The organism is Actinokineospora globicatena, assembly GCF_024171945.1.
In the GTDB taxonomy this organism is placed as follows: domain Bacteria; phylum Actinomycetota; class Actinomycetes; order Mycobacteriales; family Pseudonocardiaceae; genus Actinokineospora; species Actinokineospora globicatena.
The window spans coordinates 134,922-151,514 of sequence record NZ_JAMTCR010000002.1; the positions used below are offsets into that span (position 1 = coordinate 134,922).

Consider the following 16,593-nt stretch of genomic DNA (forward strand, 5'->3'; position numbering starts at 1 on the left):
TCGGCACCGGTGGTGGTCGGTGCCGACTTCAGCGGGTGGTCAGGTGGCGTCCGGATCGATCGGCGGCCGCTCACCGGGCGCGCGGGGCGGTTCCGGCTTGGGCGCGGCTGCCGGTGGGACCGGGGGGATCGCCGGTTGGCTGCTGGCGTAGCCGTTGGGCTTGACGCCGTTGGAGTCGTCGCCGAACAGCTGCTTGGCGACCATCTGCTTCGGGTCGAAGTTGCGAAGCTGCTGCAGGTCCTGCAGCGGTTTGCGCAGGTCGTCGAAGTCAGTGCCGAGCTCGCCCTTGAGCTGGTCGCGGGCCCCCGTCGCGAACTCGCGCACCTTCCGCATGCTGCGCCCGACCCAGGCCGCCGCGGACGGCAGCCGTTCCGGACCCAGGATGAACAAACCGGCGATGCCGAGAACGAGGATCTCGGCCCAGCCGATGCTTTCGAACACCCTCGCTACCTCCGAACTACGCCTCTACCACCAGGGTAGCCGGTCAATCCGACTGCAGGGTTACCTGAATGGTGAGCTCACGTCCCTGCCTGGCCAACACGACGGGAACTGTCTGACCAGGTTGGTGCTGGCGGACCGCCACCGTCAACTCCGCGGCGTTGCGGACCTGCCGGTCGCCGACCTTGCGGATGACATCGCCCTCCGCCAGCCCGGCCTTCGCCGCGGCGCCGCCATCGGTCACGTTGACCACCTGGGCGCCCTCCGCGGTCTCGGCGGACACCGACTTGACGTTGGCCCCCAGGTCGGCGTGCTTGACCACGCCGTCGCGGATGATGGCCTCGGCGATGCGCTTGGCGTCGTTGGACGGGATGGCGAACCCGAGGCCGACGCTGCCGGTGTTGCCCGCGCTGCTGCGGATCGCGGAGTTGATGCCGACCAGCGCGCCGGTCGAGTCGACCAGCGGGCCGCCGGAGTTGCCCTGGTTCACCGCCGCGTCGGTCTGGATGGCGTCGTAGGTGATCGGGGACTCGCCGTTGTCGCCACCGGCCACGACCGGCCGGTGCAGGGCGCTGACGATGCCCTCGGTGACGGTGTCGGTGAGCCCGAGCGGGGACCCGACGGCGAGCACGGTGTCGCCGACTTGGAGCTTGTCGGAGTCGCCGAACTGCAGCACGGTCGGGTTGGTGACCTTCACCTTGATCACGGCGAGGTCGGTCTTGGGGTCGGTGCCCACGAGCTGGGCCTCGGTCCTGGTCCCGTCGGTGAACACCGCGGAGATCTTGGCGGACTGGTCCGCGCGGCCCTCCAGGGTCACCACGTGCCAGTTGGTGACGATGTAGCCGGAGCCGTCGATCATCACGCCCGAGCCGGTGCCGCCGCCCTGGGCGATCTTGACCTCGATCGACACGACGGCCGGGCGCACCCTGGTGGCGATGTCGGCGACCGAGCCCGCCGGGCGCTCCTTGCTCGCCTCGGCCTGGGCGAGGGTGACGTCGCTGGTGAGCGCGTCGCCGCCACGGGCGACCAGCCAGCCAACCAGCCCACCCGCCGCGCCGACCAGCACCGCGACCAGGCCCAGGATCCCCAGCGCCAGCGGCTTGACCCGCCTGCCGAACAGCACGTCGGACAGGCTGAGCAGCGGACCGGACTTGGTCTCGGCGTCGTCCTGCTCGTCCTCGTCCTTGGCCAGCGCGGGCGGCCCGATGATGGCCCCGGCGGCCGGATCGCGCCACGGGTCGGACTCCGCCGACCACAACGGCTCATCCCCAGCGGCATCGTTGCGCTCGCCCGGCGGCCGTTGCAGCACCGCGGTCTCCCCCGCGGGCCGCCCGAACGCACTGACCAACGCCTCCGGCGTCGGGGGCGCCACGGCGACCTCACCCAGCGCGGGCCGCGCGGACGCACTCGGCGAGAACGCCCCGGCCACCCCGGAGGGCCGCCCGAACACCGCAGCCGCCCCCGGGTCGACCGCGGGCCGCTCCAACGGCCGAGGCGCGAGCCGCTGCTCACCGGTCGAGTCAGAGTTCTGGTTCATCACCGTCCACAGTGCCAAACCACTGGTGAAGTAGGCGTGCGGACCCCCCATCGAGCGACCCCGACCACCCGCGCCTGCCTCGCCGACCAGGCCCACCGCTGCCACAGCCGACCTGCCCACCGAAAGGAGCGGCGCCGCGCTGGCGGGTTGATCCACAGCGTGGCCGAAGGACGGGCGACAGCATGAAGGCCACCGCCGTCGTGGCAGTGGCCTTCACGTGTGGAGAAGGGTCTGTGGGGGGCCTAGCGGGCGGCGACCATGCCGAAGCTCGGGGAGAGCGAGGGCAGGGTGCCTTGGCCGACGAAACCGACCGGTTGGGCGTCGCCGCCCTGGGGGCGGGCCGGGTGGGGCTCGGCTGCTGTGGTGGGGCCGCCGGTGTTGACCAGGGCCAAGGCGCCGAGGACCAGGCCGGAGACGACAACACCAGCACCCTGGGCGGCGCGGCGGTTGCGCTTGCCGAGGACGACGCCCTCGCCGAGCTTGGGGCCGGAGCCGAGGGGGGCGCTGGCGCCGAAGGCGGCCGCAGCGCGGTCGGGGCGTTGGATGGCGACGAGCTGGCCGTCCGCGGTGACCGCGAGGCCGTCCGGGGTGGCGGGCAGCTCGGTCTCCAGCGGGATGGCGCGCAGCGCGGCGAGCAGACCGGCGGACATCGTCGGCGTGGTCGCGGCGCGCACCTCGGCGCTGGCCTGGCGCTGGGTGGTGATCTCCGCCGCGCACCAGGCGCAGCTCGCCAGGTGGGACGTCACCCGGTCGTGGGCGGACCGGGTGAGCTCACCGTCGACGAAGGCGACCACGGCGTCGGGGAGCAGGTGCTGCTCGCCCAGTCCCAGGGCGCGTTCGAGCGTCATGAGAGGTCCTCCACACGGGTCATGCCGATGCCTCCCGGGCCAGCGCCCGGCGGCGCTCCAAAGCCACCCGCAGTGCCTGGCGGCCGCGGTGGATCCTGCTGCGCACAGTACCGAGCTTCACCCCGAGGGTGGCGCCGATCTCCTCGTAGGAGAGGCCCTCCACGTCGCAGAGCACCACGGCGGCGCGGAACTCGGGCGGCAGCTCGTCCAGGGCGGCCTGCAGGTCCGGGTCCAGGTGGGTCTCGTCGTAGACCTCTTCCGGGCTCGGCTCGTCGCCCTCGATGCGGTCGGTGTCCTCGGGCAGGCCCTCCATGCGCAGCCGGGAGCGGCGCCGGACCATGTCGAGGAACAGGTTGGTGGTGATCCGGTGCAGCCAGCCCTCGAACGTGCCCGGCTTGTAGGACGCCAGCGAGCGGAACACCCGGATGAAGGTCTCCTGGGTGAGGTCCTCGGCGTCGTGGGCGTTGCCCGCGAGCCGGTAGGCCAGTCGGTACACCCGGTCGCCGTGCTCGCGCACGACCTCGTCCCAGCTGGGCACGGTCCACTCGGCCGCGCTGATCTCCGCGACCTCGACCGGCTTGACCTCGACGGCGCTCACCGTCGGGCTCTGCGTCGTAGGGATGCGCACCTCCTGAAGCATGTCCTGCCCACCACCCTGTCCAACGACGGATCCGCTCGCTGTGTTCCCCGTGACCGCTCCCACCGCGTTCCCCGCTCCCACCGCGTTCCCGGCTCTCACAGCGTTCCCCGCTCTCCACGTCCCCTTGCTTACCGACAACGATGCGCCCCGCCCATGTGGCGAGCCTCAGAGCGGCCTGAGACGAGGCTGAGAAAACGTCGGCGGGTGACCTTCCGGTCAGGTTCACCCGTTTTGGCCACGAGCGCCGCTAATCTGCGTTCCCGTGGGACCGGAACAGCCCGCCGTGCGCTCGGTGGAGCTCAGCGAGTACGTCGAGGGGTACCTCGCCGAGGACGAGACGCTCGTCGCGGCGCGCTCCCTGGGCGCCCAACTCGGCTGCACCCCGGTCGGTGTGACCACCGGGGCCGCGCTCCGGTTCCTGGCCGCGGCGCTGCGCGCGAAGGCCGTGGTGGAGATCGGCACCGGGGTCGGGGTCAGCGGCCTGCACCTGCTGCGCGGCATGGCCCCCGACGGCGTGCTGACCTCCATCGACGTCGAGCCCGAGGTGCAGGCGGTCGCCAAGCGCACGTTCCGCCAGGCCGGGATCGCGCCTGGTCGGACCCGGCTGATCATGGGCAGGGCGTTGGACGTGCTGCCCAGGCTCAGCGACGGCGGGTACGACCTGCTGTTCGTCGACGCCACGAGCACCGAGTACCCCGCCTACCACGAGCACGGGGTGCGACTGCTGCGCCCTGGCGGGGTGCTGGCCTTCGCCAGTGTCCTCTACCAGGGCAACATCGCCAACCCGGCGCGGCGCGACGCCGAGACGCTGGCGCTGCGCGAGGTGGTCCGGGCGGTGCGCGACGACGACCGCCTGGTCCCGTTGCTGCTCCCCCTCGGCGACGGGCTGCTGCTCGCCGCCAAGATCACCTAGTCCGCGCGGGCACCCTTGCCGAGCACGACCACCCCGCTGGCGCTGACCGTGTACCGCTCGCGGTCCGACTCCAGGTCGACGCCCAGCCGCACCCCGTCAGCGACCACGACGTTCTTGTCCAGGATCGCCTTCCGCACGACGGCACCCTTACCGACGCGCGCGCCGGGCAAGAGCACGCTGCCCTCCACTACGGCACCGTCCTCGATGACCACATCGGCGCTGATGACCGAGTTGGTGACGGTAGCGCCAGAGATGACAGACCCCGGTCCCACGATCGACTCGGTAGCCGTACCGGAGTTCACGAACTTCGCCGGTGGCAGCGGCGGGGTGGCCGTACGGATCGGCCACTGGCGGTTGTAGAGGTTGAAGACAGGGTGCACGGACACGAGGTCCATGTGGGCGTCGTAGAACGCGTCAAGCGTCCCCACGTCCCGCCAGTAGCCCTTGTCCCGCTCGGTCTCCCCCGGCACGACGTTGTCGGCGAAGTCGTAGACGTACGCGTCGCCCTGGTCGACCAGCATCGGGATGATGTCGCCGCCCATGTCGTGCATGGAGTCGCGGTCGGCCGCGTCCGCGCGTAGGGCCTCGACCAGCGCTGACGTCGAGAACAGGTAGTTGCCCATAGAGGCGAAGGTGACGTCGGGGTCGTCCGGGACCGACGGCGGGTCGTCAGGCTTCTCCAGGAAGCTGGTGATCTTGCGGTTAGCGTCGGAGTCGATGCAGCCGAACGCCCTGGCCTCTAGGCGCGGAACCCGGATGCCAGCGACGGTGACCCCAGCTCCCGAGTCGACGTGCTGTTCCAGCATCTGACCCGGGTCCATGCGGTAGACGTGGTCGGCACCGAAGACCGCGATGTGGTCCGGCTGCTCGTCGTTGACCAGGTTGAGGCTCTGGAAGATCGCGTCGGCCGAGCCGGTGTACCAGCGCGGACCCAGCCGTTGCTGTGCCGGGACCGGGGTCACGTACTGGCCGAGCACGTTCGACAGGCGCCAGGTCGTGGAGATGTGCCTGTCCAGGGAGTGGGATTTGTACTGCGTCAGCACGCACAGCTGGTGGAAACCGGCATTCACCAGGTTCGACAGCACGAAGTCGACCAGGCGGTAGTTCCCCGCGAACGGAACGGCTGGTTTGGCCCGGTCCGCCGTGAGGGGCCACAGGCGTTTGCCCTCGCCACCAGCCAACACGATCCCGAGTACGCGCGGCTTGCCCTTCACACGATGAATCTAACCGTCAGCGTGGTTGTCCTGCCATACGCGCTACTCCGTGTGGGCGCCCGTTGACCCTGCATTGCCCGTGTGTTCACCCGTGCGCCGCCGGGTCGTCCCGCCCCCCGCCGCCCACGTGCCGCCCGCTGGGCTGCGGCTACGGTGACAGGTGTGCGCATCGGATTGCTGACCAGGGAGTACCCGCCGGAGGTCTACGGCGGGGCGGGCGTCCACGTGGGCTACCTCGTGCCGAGGTTGCGCGACCTCGTCGAAGTCGACGTGCACTGCTTCGGCGGCCCGCGCGAGGACGCGACCGCGCACAACCCCGCGCCCGGCCTGGAGCAGGCCAATCCGGCGCTGCGGACCCTGTCGGCGGACCTGTCCATCACCGCGGCGGTCGAAGGCGTCGACCTCGTGCACTCGCACACCTGGTACGCCAACCACGCCGGTCATCTCGCGCAGCTCTTGCACGGGGTCCCGCACGTGGTGACCGCGCACTCCCTAGAGCCGCGCAGGCCCTGGAAGGCCGAACAGCTCGGTGGCGGATACCGCCTGTCGAGCTGGGTAGAGCGCACGGCGTATCTCGCGGCCGACGCGGTCATCGCCGTGAGCGAGGGCATGCGCACAGACGTTTTGGACTGCTACCCGGAACTGGACCCCGCGCGGGTGCACGTCGTCCGCAACGGCATCGACACGGCTACCTACCACCCTGTGTCCCAGGTGGACGCCCTCATAGAGCACGGGATCGACCCCGCGCGGCCGACCGTGGTGTTCGTGGGGCGCATCACCCGGCAGAAGGGTGTAGACCACCTCATCGCCGCCGCGCACGACATCGACCCGTCCGCGCAGGTAGTCCTGTGTGCGGGGGCGCCGGACACGCCGGAGATCGCCGAGGAGACCCGAGCGGCGGTCGCTGAACTGGCTGAACGGCGGCCAGGGGTGTTCTGGATCCAGCGGATGCTGCGACAGTCAGAGGTGCAGCAACTGCTCAGCCACGCCACGGTGTTCGTGTGCCCGTCGGTCTACGAACCGCTGGGCATCGTGAACCTGGAGGCCATGGCGTGCGGGACGGCGGTCGTGGCCTCTGACGTCGGGGGTATCCCCGAGGTCGTGGCGCACGGCGAGACCGGCCTGCTGGTGCACTACGACGCCGACGACACCGCCGCGTTCCGGGCGGGCCTGGCGGACGCCATCAACTCGCTGCTGTCCACTCCGGACCGCGCGGCGGCGATGGGTGCCGCGGGGCGGGCGCGGGCGGAGCGGGACTTCTCGTGGGCGTCGGTGGCGGAGCAGACCCTGGCGGTGTACCGAGCGGCGCTGAGAGGACCGTCAGCTGGTGGCTCCTAGGTTGGCGAAGGTGGCACATGGCGTGCGGGTGCGGTTCACCCGCTACTCAGTGGCGTCCCTGGTCGCGACCGGGATAAGCCAGTTGGTCCTGTTCGCCCTGTACGGGTGGGGCGTACTGGGCGCGCTGGCCGCGAGCACGGCCGCGTTCGTCGTGGGCGCGGTGCCGCACTTCGTGATGATCCGCTGGTGGGCGTGGGGGCAGCGCGGCATGCCGAAGCTGACCAGGCAGGTGGTGGGCTACCTGGTCGTCACCCTGCTGGGTGGCCTCGTGTCGGTGGTGCTGACGGCGGGCGCGGACTGGCTGATCGGTCCTCTTGTCGAAGACCGGGCCGCGCGCACGTTGGTCCTGAACGTGACCTACGTGCTCAGCGGCCTACCGGTGTTCGTGGCCAAGTACGCGTTCTTGGACCGCGTGTTCGCTCAGGACGCGTACGCCGCGACGAACTCGACCAGGGTGCGCGCTGCGAACCCGGTAGCACCGGGCACGACGTCGTCGTAAGAGCGGTCGGCGCGTGCGGGGCCCGCGATGTCCAGGTGGGCCCACGGCAGGCCGCCGGTGAACTCACGCAAGAACAGCGCGGCGGTGATCGCACCAGGACCAGGCGGGCACTGCCGGACGTCGGCGATGTGGCTGGGCACCTCAGCGGCCAAGTGGTCTAGCAGCGGCATCCGCCACAGTGCCTCACCGGCGGTCTCACTCGCGGCCGTGATCCGTGCGGCGAGAGCGTCGTCGTTGGTGAACAGGCCACCGATGCGCGTACCCAGGGAGACTTTCATCGCGCCGGTCAGGGTCGCCACGTCGACGAGGAGATCGGCGTCGAGGTCCTGATGGGCGTAAGTGAGCGCGTCGGCGAGGACGACCCTGCCTTCGGCGTCTGTGTTGGTGATCTCGGTGGTCTTACCGCCGTAGTGGCGCACAACATCGCCCGGACGGTAAGAGGAACCGGACAGGTGGTTCTCGGCGCACGGGACTAGACCGGATACCCGAATCGGTAGGCCCAACTTGGCGATAGCGGCCACGGCCGCGATGACCGCCGCGCCACCCGCCATGTCGGTGCGCATGAGGTGCATGCCCTCGTTGGGCTTGATGGACACACCACCGGTGTCGAAGGTGATGCCCTTGCCGACCAAGGCGATGTGCGGACCGGCGGCGCCGGGCGGGGCCCAGGTCAGGTGGACCAGCCGGGGCGGGCGGGAGGAACCGCCACCGACCGCGAGCAGCCCGCCGAAACCGTGCTCGGCCAGCCACTTCTCGTCGCGGACCTGGGCGGTGAGGCCCTTGGGCTTGCCGACGACGCGAGCCGCGGTCTTGGCGAGCCAGGCGGGGTCCTTGACATCGGACGGCGCGTTGGCCAGGTCCCTGGTCAGCGCGGTCGCCCAGGAGAGGACCCCGGTCCGCTTGACCTCCGCGGCGATCCGGTCGCGACGGTCCCGTTCGGACACGACGAGCCGGATCGACCGCAGCCGGGGCGCGGGTGTGTCTCCGGTCACGCGGAACCGGTAACCCCCGAGCCGCAGGCCGGTGGCGAACCAGCCCGCCTGCTCGGCGTCGGTGTCGTCGGGGAGCACGACCTGCAGGGATTGACCGGAATCCGGCTGGTTCTCCAGCAGCGCGTTGACGGCCCTCGCCAGGGCCGCGCCCGCGGTGCGCCAGTGCTTGGCCGCACCGGTGCCGATGCCGACCGACCAGCGCGCGGTGGCCGCCAGCGGGGCGCGGTGCACCTCGCCCGCCTTGCCGGTCAGGCCAACGGCCTCGGCCCACTCGGGGGTGAGCTCGTCGCCGCCGGGACCGATCAGCGCGGGGCCGTCGGCCGTCCTGGTGAGCACCGCGACCGGGACGCCCCCGGCGGTCCCGGCGGCCACCTCCACGTCGGGAAGTGCGGTCGGCGGGGTCGGCACCGGCGTGGGCAAGCGGTCCTCCGTGCGGGAGCGTCGGGTCGTGTCAGCTGGGGGAACGCCGGGGTGATCCCGCCGAGGCGGTGATCAGACCCGGCGGTGGGAGGATCAGCCCGCGGCGGACTTGAGCGCGTCGCCGAGGTTGCTGGCCTCCTCCGGGGTCATCTCGACCACCAGACGTCCGCCACCCTCGAGCGGGACGCGCATCACGATGCCCCGGCCCTCCTTCGTCACTTCGAGGGGACCGTCCCCGGTCCGGGGCTTCATGGCCGCCATAGCGTGCTCCCTCCGTCATAGCCTGCCCACCCGACGCGGCGAACCCGCCGGGTCCGGGCCATTCTCCCCCATCCGGCGCGCGGCGGTGAAATCGGAACCGATCATCGCGTGTCGGGTGACCGGCCACGATGGGTGGCGCCGGGGGTCGGCGGCCTGCCAGACTCGACCGTCGTGCGCGCCCGTTCCGCCCTCTTCGACGTCTTCGGCGGTCACCTGCGGCAGCGGGACGGCTCGGCGACCATCGCCGCGCTGGTACGGCTGCTGGACCCGCTGGGCTTCGGCGCGCCCGCGATCCGGACCGCGGTGTCCAGAATGGTCCGTCAGGGTTGGCTGACCCCGGTACGGCTACCGGAGGGCCCCGGCTACGCGCTGACCACGCGCGCGGAGCGGCGGCTCGACGAGGCCGGGACCCGGATCTACCGCACCGGTCTCTCCACATGGGACGAGCGTTGGCACGTGGTCGCGCTCGCCGAGGTGCCCCCTAGGGTCGCCCGGGAGAGGTTGGCGTCGTCGCTAAGACTGCTCGGATACGGCCCACTGGGGTCGTCCACCTGGGTAGCGCCACGGCCGTCGACAGAGCTAGCGGACGTGCTGGCTGCGGAAGGGCTAACCGCTCGGGTCTTCCACGGAGCGCACGACGGGTCGGACGCGGAACTGGCCGCGGAGGCGTGGGACCTCACCGGGTTGGGTGAGTCCTACCGGGGGTTCTTGGCCGAGTGGGCGCCGGTGATGTCCGCTGTGGACGGATCAGACCCCGCCGAGGCGTTCGCGGCGTCCCAGCGGCTGCTGCACGCGTGGCGGAAGTTCCTGTTCGTCGACCCAGGCCTACCGGTCGCTTTGCTCCCACCGGACTGGCCTGGCGCTACCGCCGCGGAGCTGTTCGACACGCACACCGCGCGCTTGGCCCCCGCTGTGACCGAGTTCCTGGATGACTGCCTGCGAAGGGGTGGTAAGCAGAGGTCTACCGCGTGACCAGGAAAGGTGGCGACCAGTGGCCGAGGTGCTGACGATCTCAGACCGCGACGGGGTGCGCACGCTGACGCTGAACCGACCGGAGTCGTTCAACTCGCTCACGGTCGAACTGAAGGAAGCCCTGCTCACGGCCCTAGAGGCCGCTGGCACGGATGACGCCGTGCGGGCGGTGGTGCTGACTGGCGCGGGCAAGGCGTTCTGCGCGGGACAAGACCTCAAGGAGCACCTGGAGCGCTTGGAGGCAGGTGACCCTGCCCCGCTGGCGACGGTCGACAAGCACTACAACCCGATCGTGACGGCGATCACCACGCTGCCCAAGCCCATCATCGCCGCGGTGAACGGGATGGCGGCGGGCGCCGGGGCGTCGTTCGCGTACGCGTGCGACCTGCGGATCGCGGCGGAGTCGACGAAGTTCCTGATGGCTTTCGCCGGGGTAGGGCTGACGGCGGACTCGGGCTCGGCGTGGACCCTGCCGCGCCTGATCGGGTACGGCCGCGCGATGGAGCTGTTCCTGCTGGCCCGCCCGGTCGCCGCGGACGAGGCTTTGCGGATCGGGATGGTCAACCAGGTGGTCCCGGCCGAGGAGGTCCTCACCACCGCGCACGCCCTGGCGACCCGGCTCGCGGCTGGCCCGACCACGGCTTACGCCAAGATCAAGGAGGCCATGCTCGCCTCCGCCGGGTCCACCCTGGCCGACGGTCTCGCGGTCGAGGGCCGCACCCAGGCGGAGGCCGGGGCGACCGAGGACCACCGCGAGGGCGTCGCGGCCTTCGTGGCCAAGCGGCCACCGGTGTTCACCGGCCGCTGACGCCCGCCCGCCAGCAGGTGCTGATGTGGTCGTCGACCATGCCGGTGGCCTGCATGAGGGCGTAGCAGGTGGTGGGGCCGACGAAGGCGAAACCACGGCGTTTGAGGGCCTTGGCCATGGCCGTCGACTCGGGCGTGATCGCCGGGACGTCGGCCATGGTGCGGGGCCGGGCGCGCGCCCCGGTCGGCGCGAACGACCAGAGCAGGGTGTCCAGCGGCTGGTCGAGCTCACCGATGGCGCGGGCGTTGCGGATGGTGGCCTCGATCTTGGCCCGGTTGCGCACGATGCCGACGTCGCTCATCAGCCGGTCGATGTCGTCCGGCCCGAACTCGGCGACCCGCTCCGGCACGAACCCGGCGAACGCCTCCCGGAAGGCTTCGCGCTTGCGCAGGATCGTGATCCAGGACAGGCCACTCTGGAACGCCTCTAGGCTGACGCGCTCATACATCGCGTCTTGGCCGCGCAGCGGTACGCCCCACTCGTTGTCGTGGTACTCAGCGTAATCCGGGGCCGTGTCGCCCCACGCGCAGCGGACGAGCTCGGTCATGCCCTGGCCTGCGCGAAAGCGGCGAAGCGGCGCAGGGAGGCACGGAGGCCCGCGCGGAACACCGGGCTGACCGGCGCCCACAGCAGTCGGGGCACGTTCAGGTCCTCACGCCAGACGAAGGTAGAGCTACCGGCGCCCCGATCGACGACCTCGAAGACGCCGGTACCGCGCACGAGCCACCCCGTGTGCCGGACGGCGCAGCGGACCGGCGGCCGCCACTCGGTGATCTCCATGTGGTCAGTGAACCCGATGCGCGCGAGGCCGGTGAACGCGGCCAGGGTCGACCCGACGCCACGGCCGTCGCCGCTGGTCACGCGGACCGTGGTGCCCAGCATCCACGCGCCCTGCCCGGCCCAGTCGGTCATCGCGGCCCAGGTCGTCTCGACCGGGGCGGCGACGTCGACCCGCTCAACGACTCGGATCATCCGCCTTCTCCAGTTCGGCCACCTTGGCGCGCAGCTGGTCGATCTCGCCGCCCAAGCGCTTGAGCACCCAGTCGACCTCGGTCATCCGGTAGCCGCGGAAGACGAGCTGGAAGCGGACCGCCCGCACGTCGGAACCGGTGACGTCGGCCTCGGGCAGCCGGGTCGGCGAGGCACCTGGGGGTAGCGCGGGCAACTCCTCGCCGCGGCCGAACACCACGGAGGCGAGGAGGAACACCACGGCCGCCACGAGCGCCATGACGACGAGGTAGATGAGCACGGTGGTCACGGGCAGATCGTGTCACGGCGCGGCCGGTCGGCGCAGCGGGTGCGGGCCAGAAAAACTCCTTGCCCGCCGCCCGGGCCCGGACGACGCTGGCGATCATGGCCATCCGCCGCGCCTCCCCCGCCGACTGGTCCGCGATCCGCGCGATCCGGATCGCCGCCCTCACCGAGGCCCCTTACGCGTTCGCGTCGAACCTCGCCCGGGAGCTCCCTTACGACGAGGACCACTGGCGGAGCTGGCCGCTGCGGCACGCCGTCTTCCTCGCCTTCGACGGCGACGAGCCGGTCGCGATCAGCGTCGGCATCCCTGGCGACGAAGTTGAGATGATCTCCGTCTGGACCGCGCCAGCCGCTCGCGGAACCGCTCTGGCGACCGAGATGGTCGAGACGGTCGTCGCCTGGGCGAAGGCGGAGGGCGCCACCGCCGTCAAGGCCTGGGTGGTCGAGACCAACCCCCGCGCCAGGCGGTTCTACGACCGGCTGGGGTTCCGGCCGACCGGCGAGGAGATGGCCTACCCGAACGACCCGACGATCACCGAGTACCACCTGAGCAGGCCGCTCTAGTCGCCCAGGACCGCGGCCATCGGGGGGCGGTCGGCGACGAGCACCTCGGTCCGGTCCGGCAGCCACTCGCCGCCGACCTGGACGAACTGGGTGAGCACCCCGGTGCCCGAGGGGACGCCGCAGCGGTCGAGCGCGGTGCCCAGGATCTGCCGGGCCATCACGCCCAGCTGCAGCAGCGAGCGGTTGCGGTGCTTGCGGACGCCGAGGTTGACCTGCGCCAGGCCGTCGAGGCCGTAGCGGGTGTGCGCGTCGAGCAGCAGGCCGATCTCCACCCCGTACCCGGCCGCGAACGGGACCGACGTCAGGAACTCCCTGGTAGCCGCGTACTCGCCGCCGAGCGGCTGGATGATGTCGGCCAGCTCGGGGCGCAGCGCGGAGAGCACCGGGCGGGCCAGCAGCTCGGTGACCCGACCGCCGCCGGTGCCGACCTCCTCGCTCTCCAGCCGCAGCGGGCGCCGGTAGAAGCCCTTGACCAGGTGCACGCCGTGCGCGGTGAGCAGCGGGCCGAGCAGGTGCGGGACGAACGCGGGGTCGGGGTCGACCAGGTCGGAGTCCAGGAACACGACCAGGTCACCGGCCGTCGCGGCGAGTGAGCGCCAGAGGACCTCGCCCTTGCCCGGTCGCGGCGGCACGGTCGGCAACACGGCGTCGCGTTGGACAACGCGGGCCCCCGCGGCTTCGGCGAACGCACGGGTGCGATCCGTCGAGCCGGAATCGATGACCACCAACTCGTCGACCAACGTGCCCACCAGCGGTCGCACCGATGCGACCACGGCAGCAACGGTGTCCTCCTCGTTGAGCGCGGGCAGCACGACGCTGACCGTGCGGTTCCCCTTGGCGCGCACCAGCTGCGTGACGGTCCACTCGGGACTCTGCCAGGTCGCGCGGGCCAGGCCGCTCACGCCAGGGCCCTGGTCACCCTGGCCGGGGGGCGGGTGCCCGCGATGCAGGCGACCATGTCGACGACCTGCCTGGTCCTGGCGACCTGGTGCGCGCGGAACACCTTGGCGCCCGCCCACGCGGACACCGCCGTCGCGGTCAGCGTCCCCTCGACCCGCTCGTCCAGCGTGACGTCGAGCGTCTCGCCGACGAAGTCCTTGTTGGACAACGCCATCAGCACCGGCCAGCCCGTCGCGACGAGTTCGTCCAGGCGGCGCAACAACTCCAGGCCGTGCCAGGTGTTCTTGCCGAAGTCGTGCGTCGGGTCGATCAGCACGCCCTCGCGCGGGACACCGAGGGCGACCATCCGCTCGGCGCGCTCCACCAGTTCCGCGACGACCTCGCCGACCACGTCGCCGTACCGGACGCGGTGCGGGTCGGTGCGCGGAGCGGCGCCGCCGGTGTGCGAGCAGACGATGCCGACGCCGAACTCGGCGGCCACCTCGGCCAGCCTCGGGTCCGCGCCAGCCCAGGTGTCGTTGATCAGGTCGGCGCCCGCCTCGCAGACCGCGCGGCCGACCTCGTGCCGCCAGGTGTCAACGCTGATCACCAGGTCGGGGTGGCGCTCGCGCACGGCGGCGACGAACGGCACGACCCGGCTCGCCTCCTCGGCGGAGTCGACAGGCTCACCGTGCGACCCGGCCCGGACACCGCCGATGTCGACGATGTCGGCGCCCTCGGCCACCGCCCGGTCGACGGCGGCGAGCGCGGCCGACTCGGCGAAGGTGGCACCCCGGTCGTAGAACGAGTCCCTGGTCCGGTTGACGATCGCCATCACCAGGGCGCGGTCCTGGGTGACCTCGCGCGTGCCGAACCGGAGAGCGGTCATGGCTACCGATCGTGCCATGGGTGAGCGGCGTCTCCACCGCGCGGTGGCCGGGGCGGGCGCCGGCTACAGTTGGGTGCGACCGAGGAGGCCCATCCGTGTTCTACCGCACGCTGCGTGTCGTGCTCTCGTCCCTCGCCCGGCTGTTCCTGCGGCCCGTGGTCGAGGGCGCCGACCGGGTGCCCACCAAGGGGCCGGTGATCCTGGCCATCAACCACCTCGCGGTGATCGACAGCTTCGTGGTGCCGATGATGGTCTCCCGCCGGGTCGCGTTCCTGGCCAAGGCCGAGTACTTCGCGGGCGGCTCGATCGGCAAGCGGCTGGTCGGGATCCTGTTCCGCTCACTGGGGGCCATCCCCGTCGAGCGCGACAACAGCCGCGCGGCACTGGCCTCGCTGGAGGTCGCGGGCGAGGTGCTCGACGGCGGTGACGCGTTCGCCATCCACCCGGAGGGCACCCGGTCGCTGGACGGCAAGCTGCACCGGGGCCGCACCGGGGTGGCGCAGTTGGCGCTCGAGCACAAGGCACCGGTGGTGCCGGTGGCGCTGATCGGGACGGACAAGGTGCAGCCCGCGGGCAAGAAGTGGCCCCGGCCGCACCGCATCACGGTCCGCTTCGGCGAGCCGCTGGACTTCTCCCGCTACGACGGCATGGCGAACTCGCTGCCGATCCGCCGCGCCGTGACCGACGAGGTCATGTACGCGATCCTGGAGCTCAGCGGCCAAGAGTACGTCGACTCATACCACAAGCGCCCCAGCGAAGCCGCCTGATCGCTAGGCGCAGGCGGCCAGCGCCTCCTCGGCGGTGCGGGCGACGACCAGCGCGTCGAGGGCCACGTCGCTGACGAAACCCCGGGAGCGCAGGCCGCGGACCCACTCGAGCATGCCCGCGTAGTGGTCGTCGGGGTCCAGCAGCACGACCGGCTTGGTGTGCATCGCCAGGTAGCGCGACGTCCAGACCTCGAACAGCTCCTCGCAGGTGCCGAGGCCGCCGGGCAGGGTCAGGAACGCGTTGGCGCGGTCGTCCATCTCGCGCTTCCGCTCGCGCATGGTGTCGACGACGATCAGCTCGTCGGCGTCCGGGTCGGCGGCCTCCAGGTCGACCAGGGCGCGCGGGATGACACCGACGGTCCTGGCTCCGCCGCGACGGGTGGCCCGCGCGACGGAGCCCATCATGGACACCCCGGAGCCACCCCAGACCAGGGTCCAACCCCGGGCCGCGATGCCTTGGCCCACCTCGTCAGCAAGGTCCAGGTACGACCGGGGGACCGACGAGTGAGAGCCGCAGTAGACAGCCACCGCGCGGCTCAATGCGCGTCGCTCCACGCCTGGTAGGCCTTCTCGACCACGCTGACCGCGTCGTCCACGTCGTCGGTGAGGTGCAAGAGGGACAGGTCCTTCTCGCCGATCTTGCCGCCCTCGAAGACGGACGCACGCAGCCAGTCGTAGAGGCCGCCCCAGTACGAGGTCCCGAACAGCACGACCGGGAACTTGGTGACCTTCTTGGTCTGCACGAGGGTCAGCGCCTCGAACAGCTCGTCCAGGGTGCCGAACCCGCCCGGCAGGCAGATGAAAGCCTGCGAGTACTTGATGAACATCGTCTTGCGCGTGAAGAAGTAGCGGAAGTTCACGCCGAGGTCGACCCACGGGTTGAGGCCCTGCTCGAACGGCAGCTCGATGCCCAGCCCGATGGACAGGCCACCGGCCTCCGAGGCACCCCGGTTGACCGCCTCCATCGCGCCGGGTCCACCGCCGGTGATGGTGGCGAAACCGGAGGCGGCGAGGGCGGCACCGATGTCGCGGCCGAGCTGGTACTCCGGGTCCTCGCGCTTGGTGCGGGCCGAGCCGAACACGGTGACCGCGCGCGGCACCTCGGCCAGGGCGCCGAACCCCTCGACGAACTCGGCCTGGATGCGCAGCACCCGCCACGGGTCGGTGTGCACCCAGTCCGACGGGCCGCGCGAGTCGAGCAGCCGCTGGTCGGTCGTGGTGGCTTCCTCGCTGCGGCCGCGGCGCAGGGTCACCGGCCCGCGCTGGCGCTCCGGGGGGTGCACCTCGTCGGAGAGGTCGCTGCCGAGGTCCTGGGGTCCGTCGATGGTCACGGGCCTGAGTCTAGGACGATCACGTTGTC

General features: G+C 71.5%; 21 protein-coding genes. 7 read left to right on the forward strand and 14 right to left on the reverse strand.

Annotation, left to right across the window (positions count from 1 at the left end; translation table 11 throughout):
* Positions 1-39: 39 nt before the first annotated feature.
* The 4 genes from tatB to sigE form a co-directional block, all read right to left on the reverse strand.
* Positions 40-441, reverse strand: coding sequence for a Sec-independent protein translocase protein TatB (gene tatB, locus LV79_RS00615; RefSeq protein ID WP_253831220.1), 402 nt, complete (start codon positions 439-441; stop codon positions 40-42).
* Positions 442-484: 43 nt separating this feature from the next.
* Positions 485-1,975 (reverse strand): S1C family serine protease, encoded by a 1,491-nt coding sequence (locus LV79_RS00620; RefSeq protein WP_253835647.1) that lies wholly within the window; start codon positions 1,973-1,975, stop codon positions 485-487.
* Positions 1,976-2,217: 242 nt separating this feature from the next.
* A complete protein-coding gene (locus tag LV79_RS00625) occupies positions 2,218-2,823 on the reverse strand; it encodes an anti-sigma factor family protein (RefSeq protein WP_253831221.1) in 606 nt (201 codons plus the stop codon).
* A 19-nt stretch (positions 2,824-2,842) separates the two neighbouring features.
* The gene (gene sigE, locus LV79_RS00630; protein WP_253831222.1) at positions 2,843-3,463 is read right to left on the reverse strand and encodes an RNA polymerase sigma factor SigE; all 621 of its coding nucleotides are present in this window, start codon (positions 3,461-3,463) and stop codon (positions 2,843-2,845) included.
* Between the two features lie 262 nt (positions 3,464-3,725).
* On the opposite strand from sigE, the gene LV79_RS00635 reads away from it, so the two are divergent.
* On the forward strand, positions 3,726-4,376 hold the full coding sequence (locus LV79_RS00635) for an O-methyltransferase (protein ID WP_253831223.1): 651 nt from the start codon (positions 3,726-3,728) through the stop codon (positions 4,374-4,376).
* Here the strand turns inward: LV79_RS00635 and glgC are convergent.
* Positions 4,373-5,590 (reverse strand): glucose-1-phosphate adenylyltransferase, encoded by a 1,218-nt coding sequence (gene glgC, locus LV79_RS00640; protein WP_253831224.1) that lies wholly within the window; start codon positions 5,588-5,590, stop codon positions 4,373-4,375. The genes LV79_RS00635 and glgC overlap by 4 nt on opposite strands.
* Positions 5,591-5,752: 162 nt before the next feature.
* Between glgC and glgA the strand changes: the two genes are divergently transcribed.
* Positions 5,753-6,928, forward strand: coding sequence for a glycogen synthase (gene glgA, locus LV79_RS00645; RefSeq protein WP_253831225.1), 1,176 nt, complete (start codon positions 5,753-5,755; stop codon positions 6,926-6,928).
* Between the two features lie 10 nt (positions 6,929-6,938).
* Entirely contained in the window at positions 6,939-7,427 is a 489-nt protein-coding gene (locus LV79_RS00650) for a GtrA family protein (RefSeq protein WP_253831226.1), read from the forward strand.
* Here the strand turns inward: LV79_RS00650 and LV79_RS00655 are convergent.
* Both LV79_RS00655 and LV79_RS00660 read right to left on the reverse strand, forming a co-directional pair.
* Positions 7,349-8,839 carry a leucyl aminopeptidase gene (locus LV79_RS00655; RefSeq protein WP_253831227.1) on the reverse strand — a complete coding sequence of 497 codons (1,491 nt, stop codon included), beginning with the start codon at positions 8,837-8,839 and terminating at the stop codon, positions 7,349-7,351. The two genes, LV79_RS00650 and LV79_RS00655, sit on opposite strands and share 79 nt — an antisense overlap.
* 93 nt (positions 8,840-8,932) lie before the next feature.
* Positions 8,933-9,100, reverse strand: coding sequence for a DUF3117 domain-containing protein (locus LV79_RS00660; RefSeq protein WP_018684035.1), 168 nt, complete (start codon positions 9,098-9,100; stop codon positions 8,933-8,935).
* 171 nt (positions 9,101-9,271) lie between these two features.
* Between LV79_RS00660 and LV79_RS00665 the strand changes: the two genes are divergently transcribed.
* Together LV79_RS00665 and LV79_RS00670 are read left to right on the forward strand one after the other, a co-directional pair.
* On the forward strand, positions 9,272-10,072 hold the full coding sequence (locus LV79_RS00665) for a PaaX family transcriptional regulator (RefSeq protein WP_253831228.1): 801 nt from the start codon (positions 9,272-9,274) through the stop codon (positions 10,070-10,072).
* A 19-nt stretch (positions 10,073-10,091) separates the two neighbouring features.
* The gene (locus LV79_RS00670; RefSeq protein ID WP_253831229.1) at positions 10,092-10,880 is read left to right on the forward strand and encodes an enoyl-CoA hydratase-related protein; all 789 of its coding nucleotides are present in this window, start codon (positions 10,092-10,094) and stop codon (positions 10,878-10,880) included.
* Here the strand turns inward: LV79_RS00670 and LV79_RS00675 are convergent.
* Genes LV79_RS00675 through LV79_RS00685 form a run of 3 tightly spaced genes read right to left on the reverse strand, consistent with a single transcriptional unit; the run spans position 10,867 to position 12,138 of the window.
* Complete coding sequence (locus LV79_RS00675; RefSeq protein WP_253831230.1) at positions 10,867-11,427, reverse strand: DNA-3-methyladenine glycosylase I; 561 nt, start codon at positions 11,425-11,427, stop codon at positions 10,867-10,869. The two genes, LV79_RS00670 and LV79_RS00675, sit on opposite strands and share 14 nt — an antisense overlap.
* Complete coding sequence (locus tag LV79_RS00680; RefSeq protein ID WP_253831231.1) at positions 11,424-11,852, reverse strand: SRPBCC family protein; 429 nt, start codon at positions 11,850-11,852, stop codon at positions 11,424-11,426. Before LV79_RS00680 ends, LV79_RS00675 begins: the two co-directional genes overlap by 4 nt.
* Positions 11,836-12,138, reverse strand: a complete 303-nt coding sequence (locus LV79_RS00685) for a DivIVA domain-containing protein (RefSeq protein ID WP_253831232.1) — start codon at positions 12,136-12,138, stop codon at positions 11,836-11,838. Before LV79_RS00685 ends, LV79_RS00680 begins: the two co-directional genes overlap by 17 nt.
* A 59-nt stretch (positions 12,139-12,197) precedes the next feature.
* On the opposite strand from LV79_RS00685, the gene LV79_RS00690 reads away from it, so the two are divergent.
* Positions 12,198-12,698: a GNAT family N-acetyltransferase gene (locus LV79_RS00690; protein WP_253831233.1), complete on the forward strand. Its 501-nt coding sequence runs from the start codon at positions 12,198-12,200 to the stop codon at positions 12,696-12,698.
* On the opposite strand, the gene LV79_RS00695 is transcribed toward LV79_RS00690, so the two are convergent.
* Both LV79_RS00695 and folP read right to left on the reverse strand, forming a co-directional pair.
* A complete protein-coding gene (locus LV79_RS00695) occupies positions 12,695-13,600 on the reverse strand; it encodes a glucosyl-3-phosphoglycerate synthase (protein ID WP_253831234.1) in 906 nt (301 codons plus the stop codon). The genes LV79_RS00690 and LV79_RS00695 overlap by 4 nt on opposite strands.
* Entirely contained in the window at positions 13,597-14,466 is an 870-nt protein-coding gene (folP, locus tag LV79_RS00700) for a dihydropteroate synthase (protein WP_253831235.1), read from the reverse strand. Before folP ends, LV79_RS00695 begins: the two co-directional genes overlap by 4 nt.
* Before the next feature lie 95 nt (positions 14,467-14,561).
* On the opposite strand from folP, the gene LV79_RS00705 reads away from it, so the two are divergent.
* Complete coding sequence (locus LV79_RS00705; protein WP_253831236.1) at positions 14,562-15,233, forward strand: lysophospholipid acyltransferase family protein; 672 nt, start codon at positions 14,562-14,564, stop codon at positions 15,231-15,233.
* A 3-nt stretch (positions 15,234-15,236) separates the two neighbouring features.
* Here the strand turns inward: LV79_RS00705 and LV79_RS00710 are convergent, their stop codons facing one another.
* Positions 15,237-15,788 carry an LOG family protein gene (locus LV79_RS00710; RefSeq protein ID WP_253831237.1) on the reverse strand — a complete coding sequence of 184 codons (552 nt, stop codon included), beginning with the start codon at positions 15,786-15,788 and terminating at the stop codon, positions 15,237-15,239.
* Positions 15,770-16,558, reverse strand: a complete 789-nt coding sequence (locus tag LV79_RS00715) for an LOG family protein (protein WP_253835649.1) — start codon at positions 16,556-16,558, stop codon at positions 15,770-15,772. Before LV79_RS00715 ends, LV79_RS00710 begins: the two co-directional genes overlap by 19 nt.
* Between the last annotated feature and the right edge of the window lie 35 nt (positions 16,559-16,593).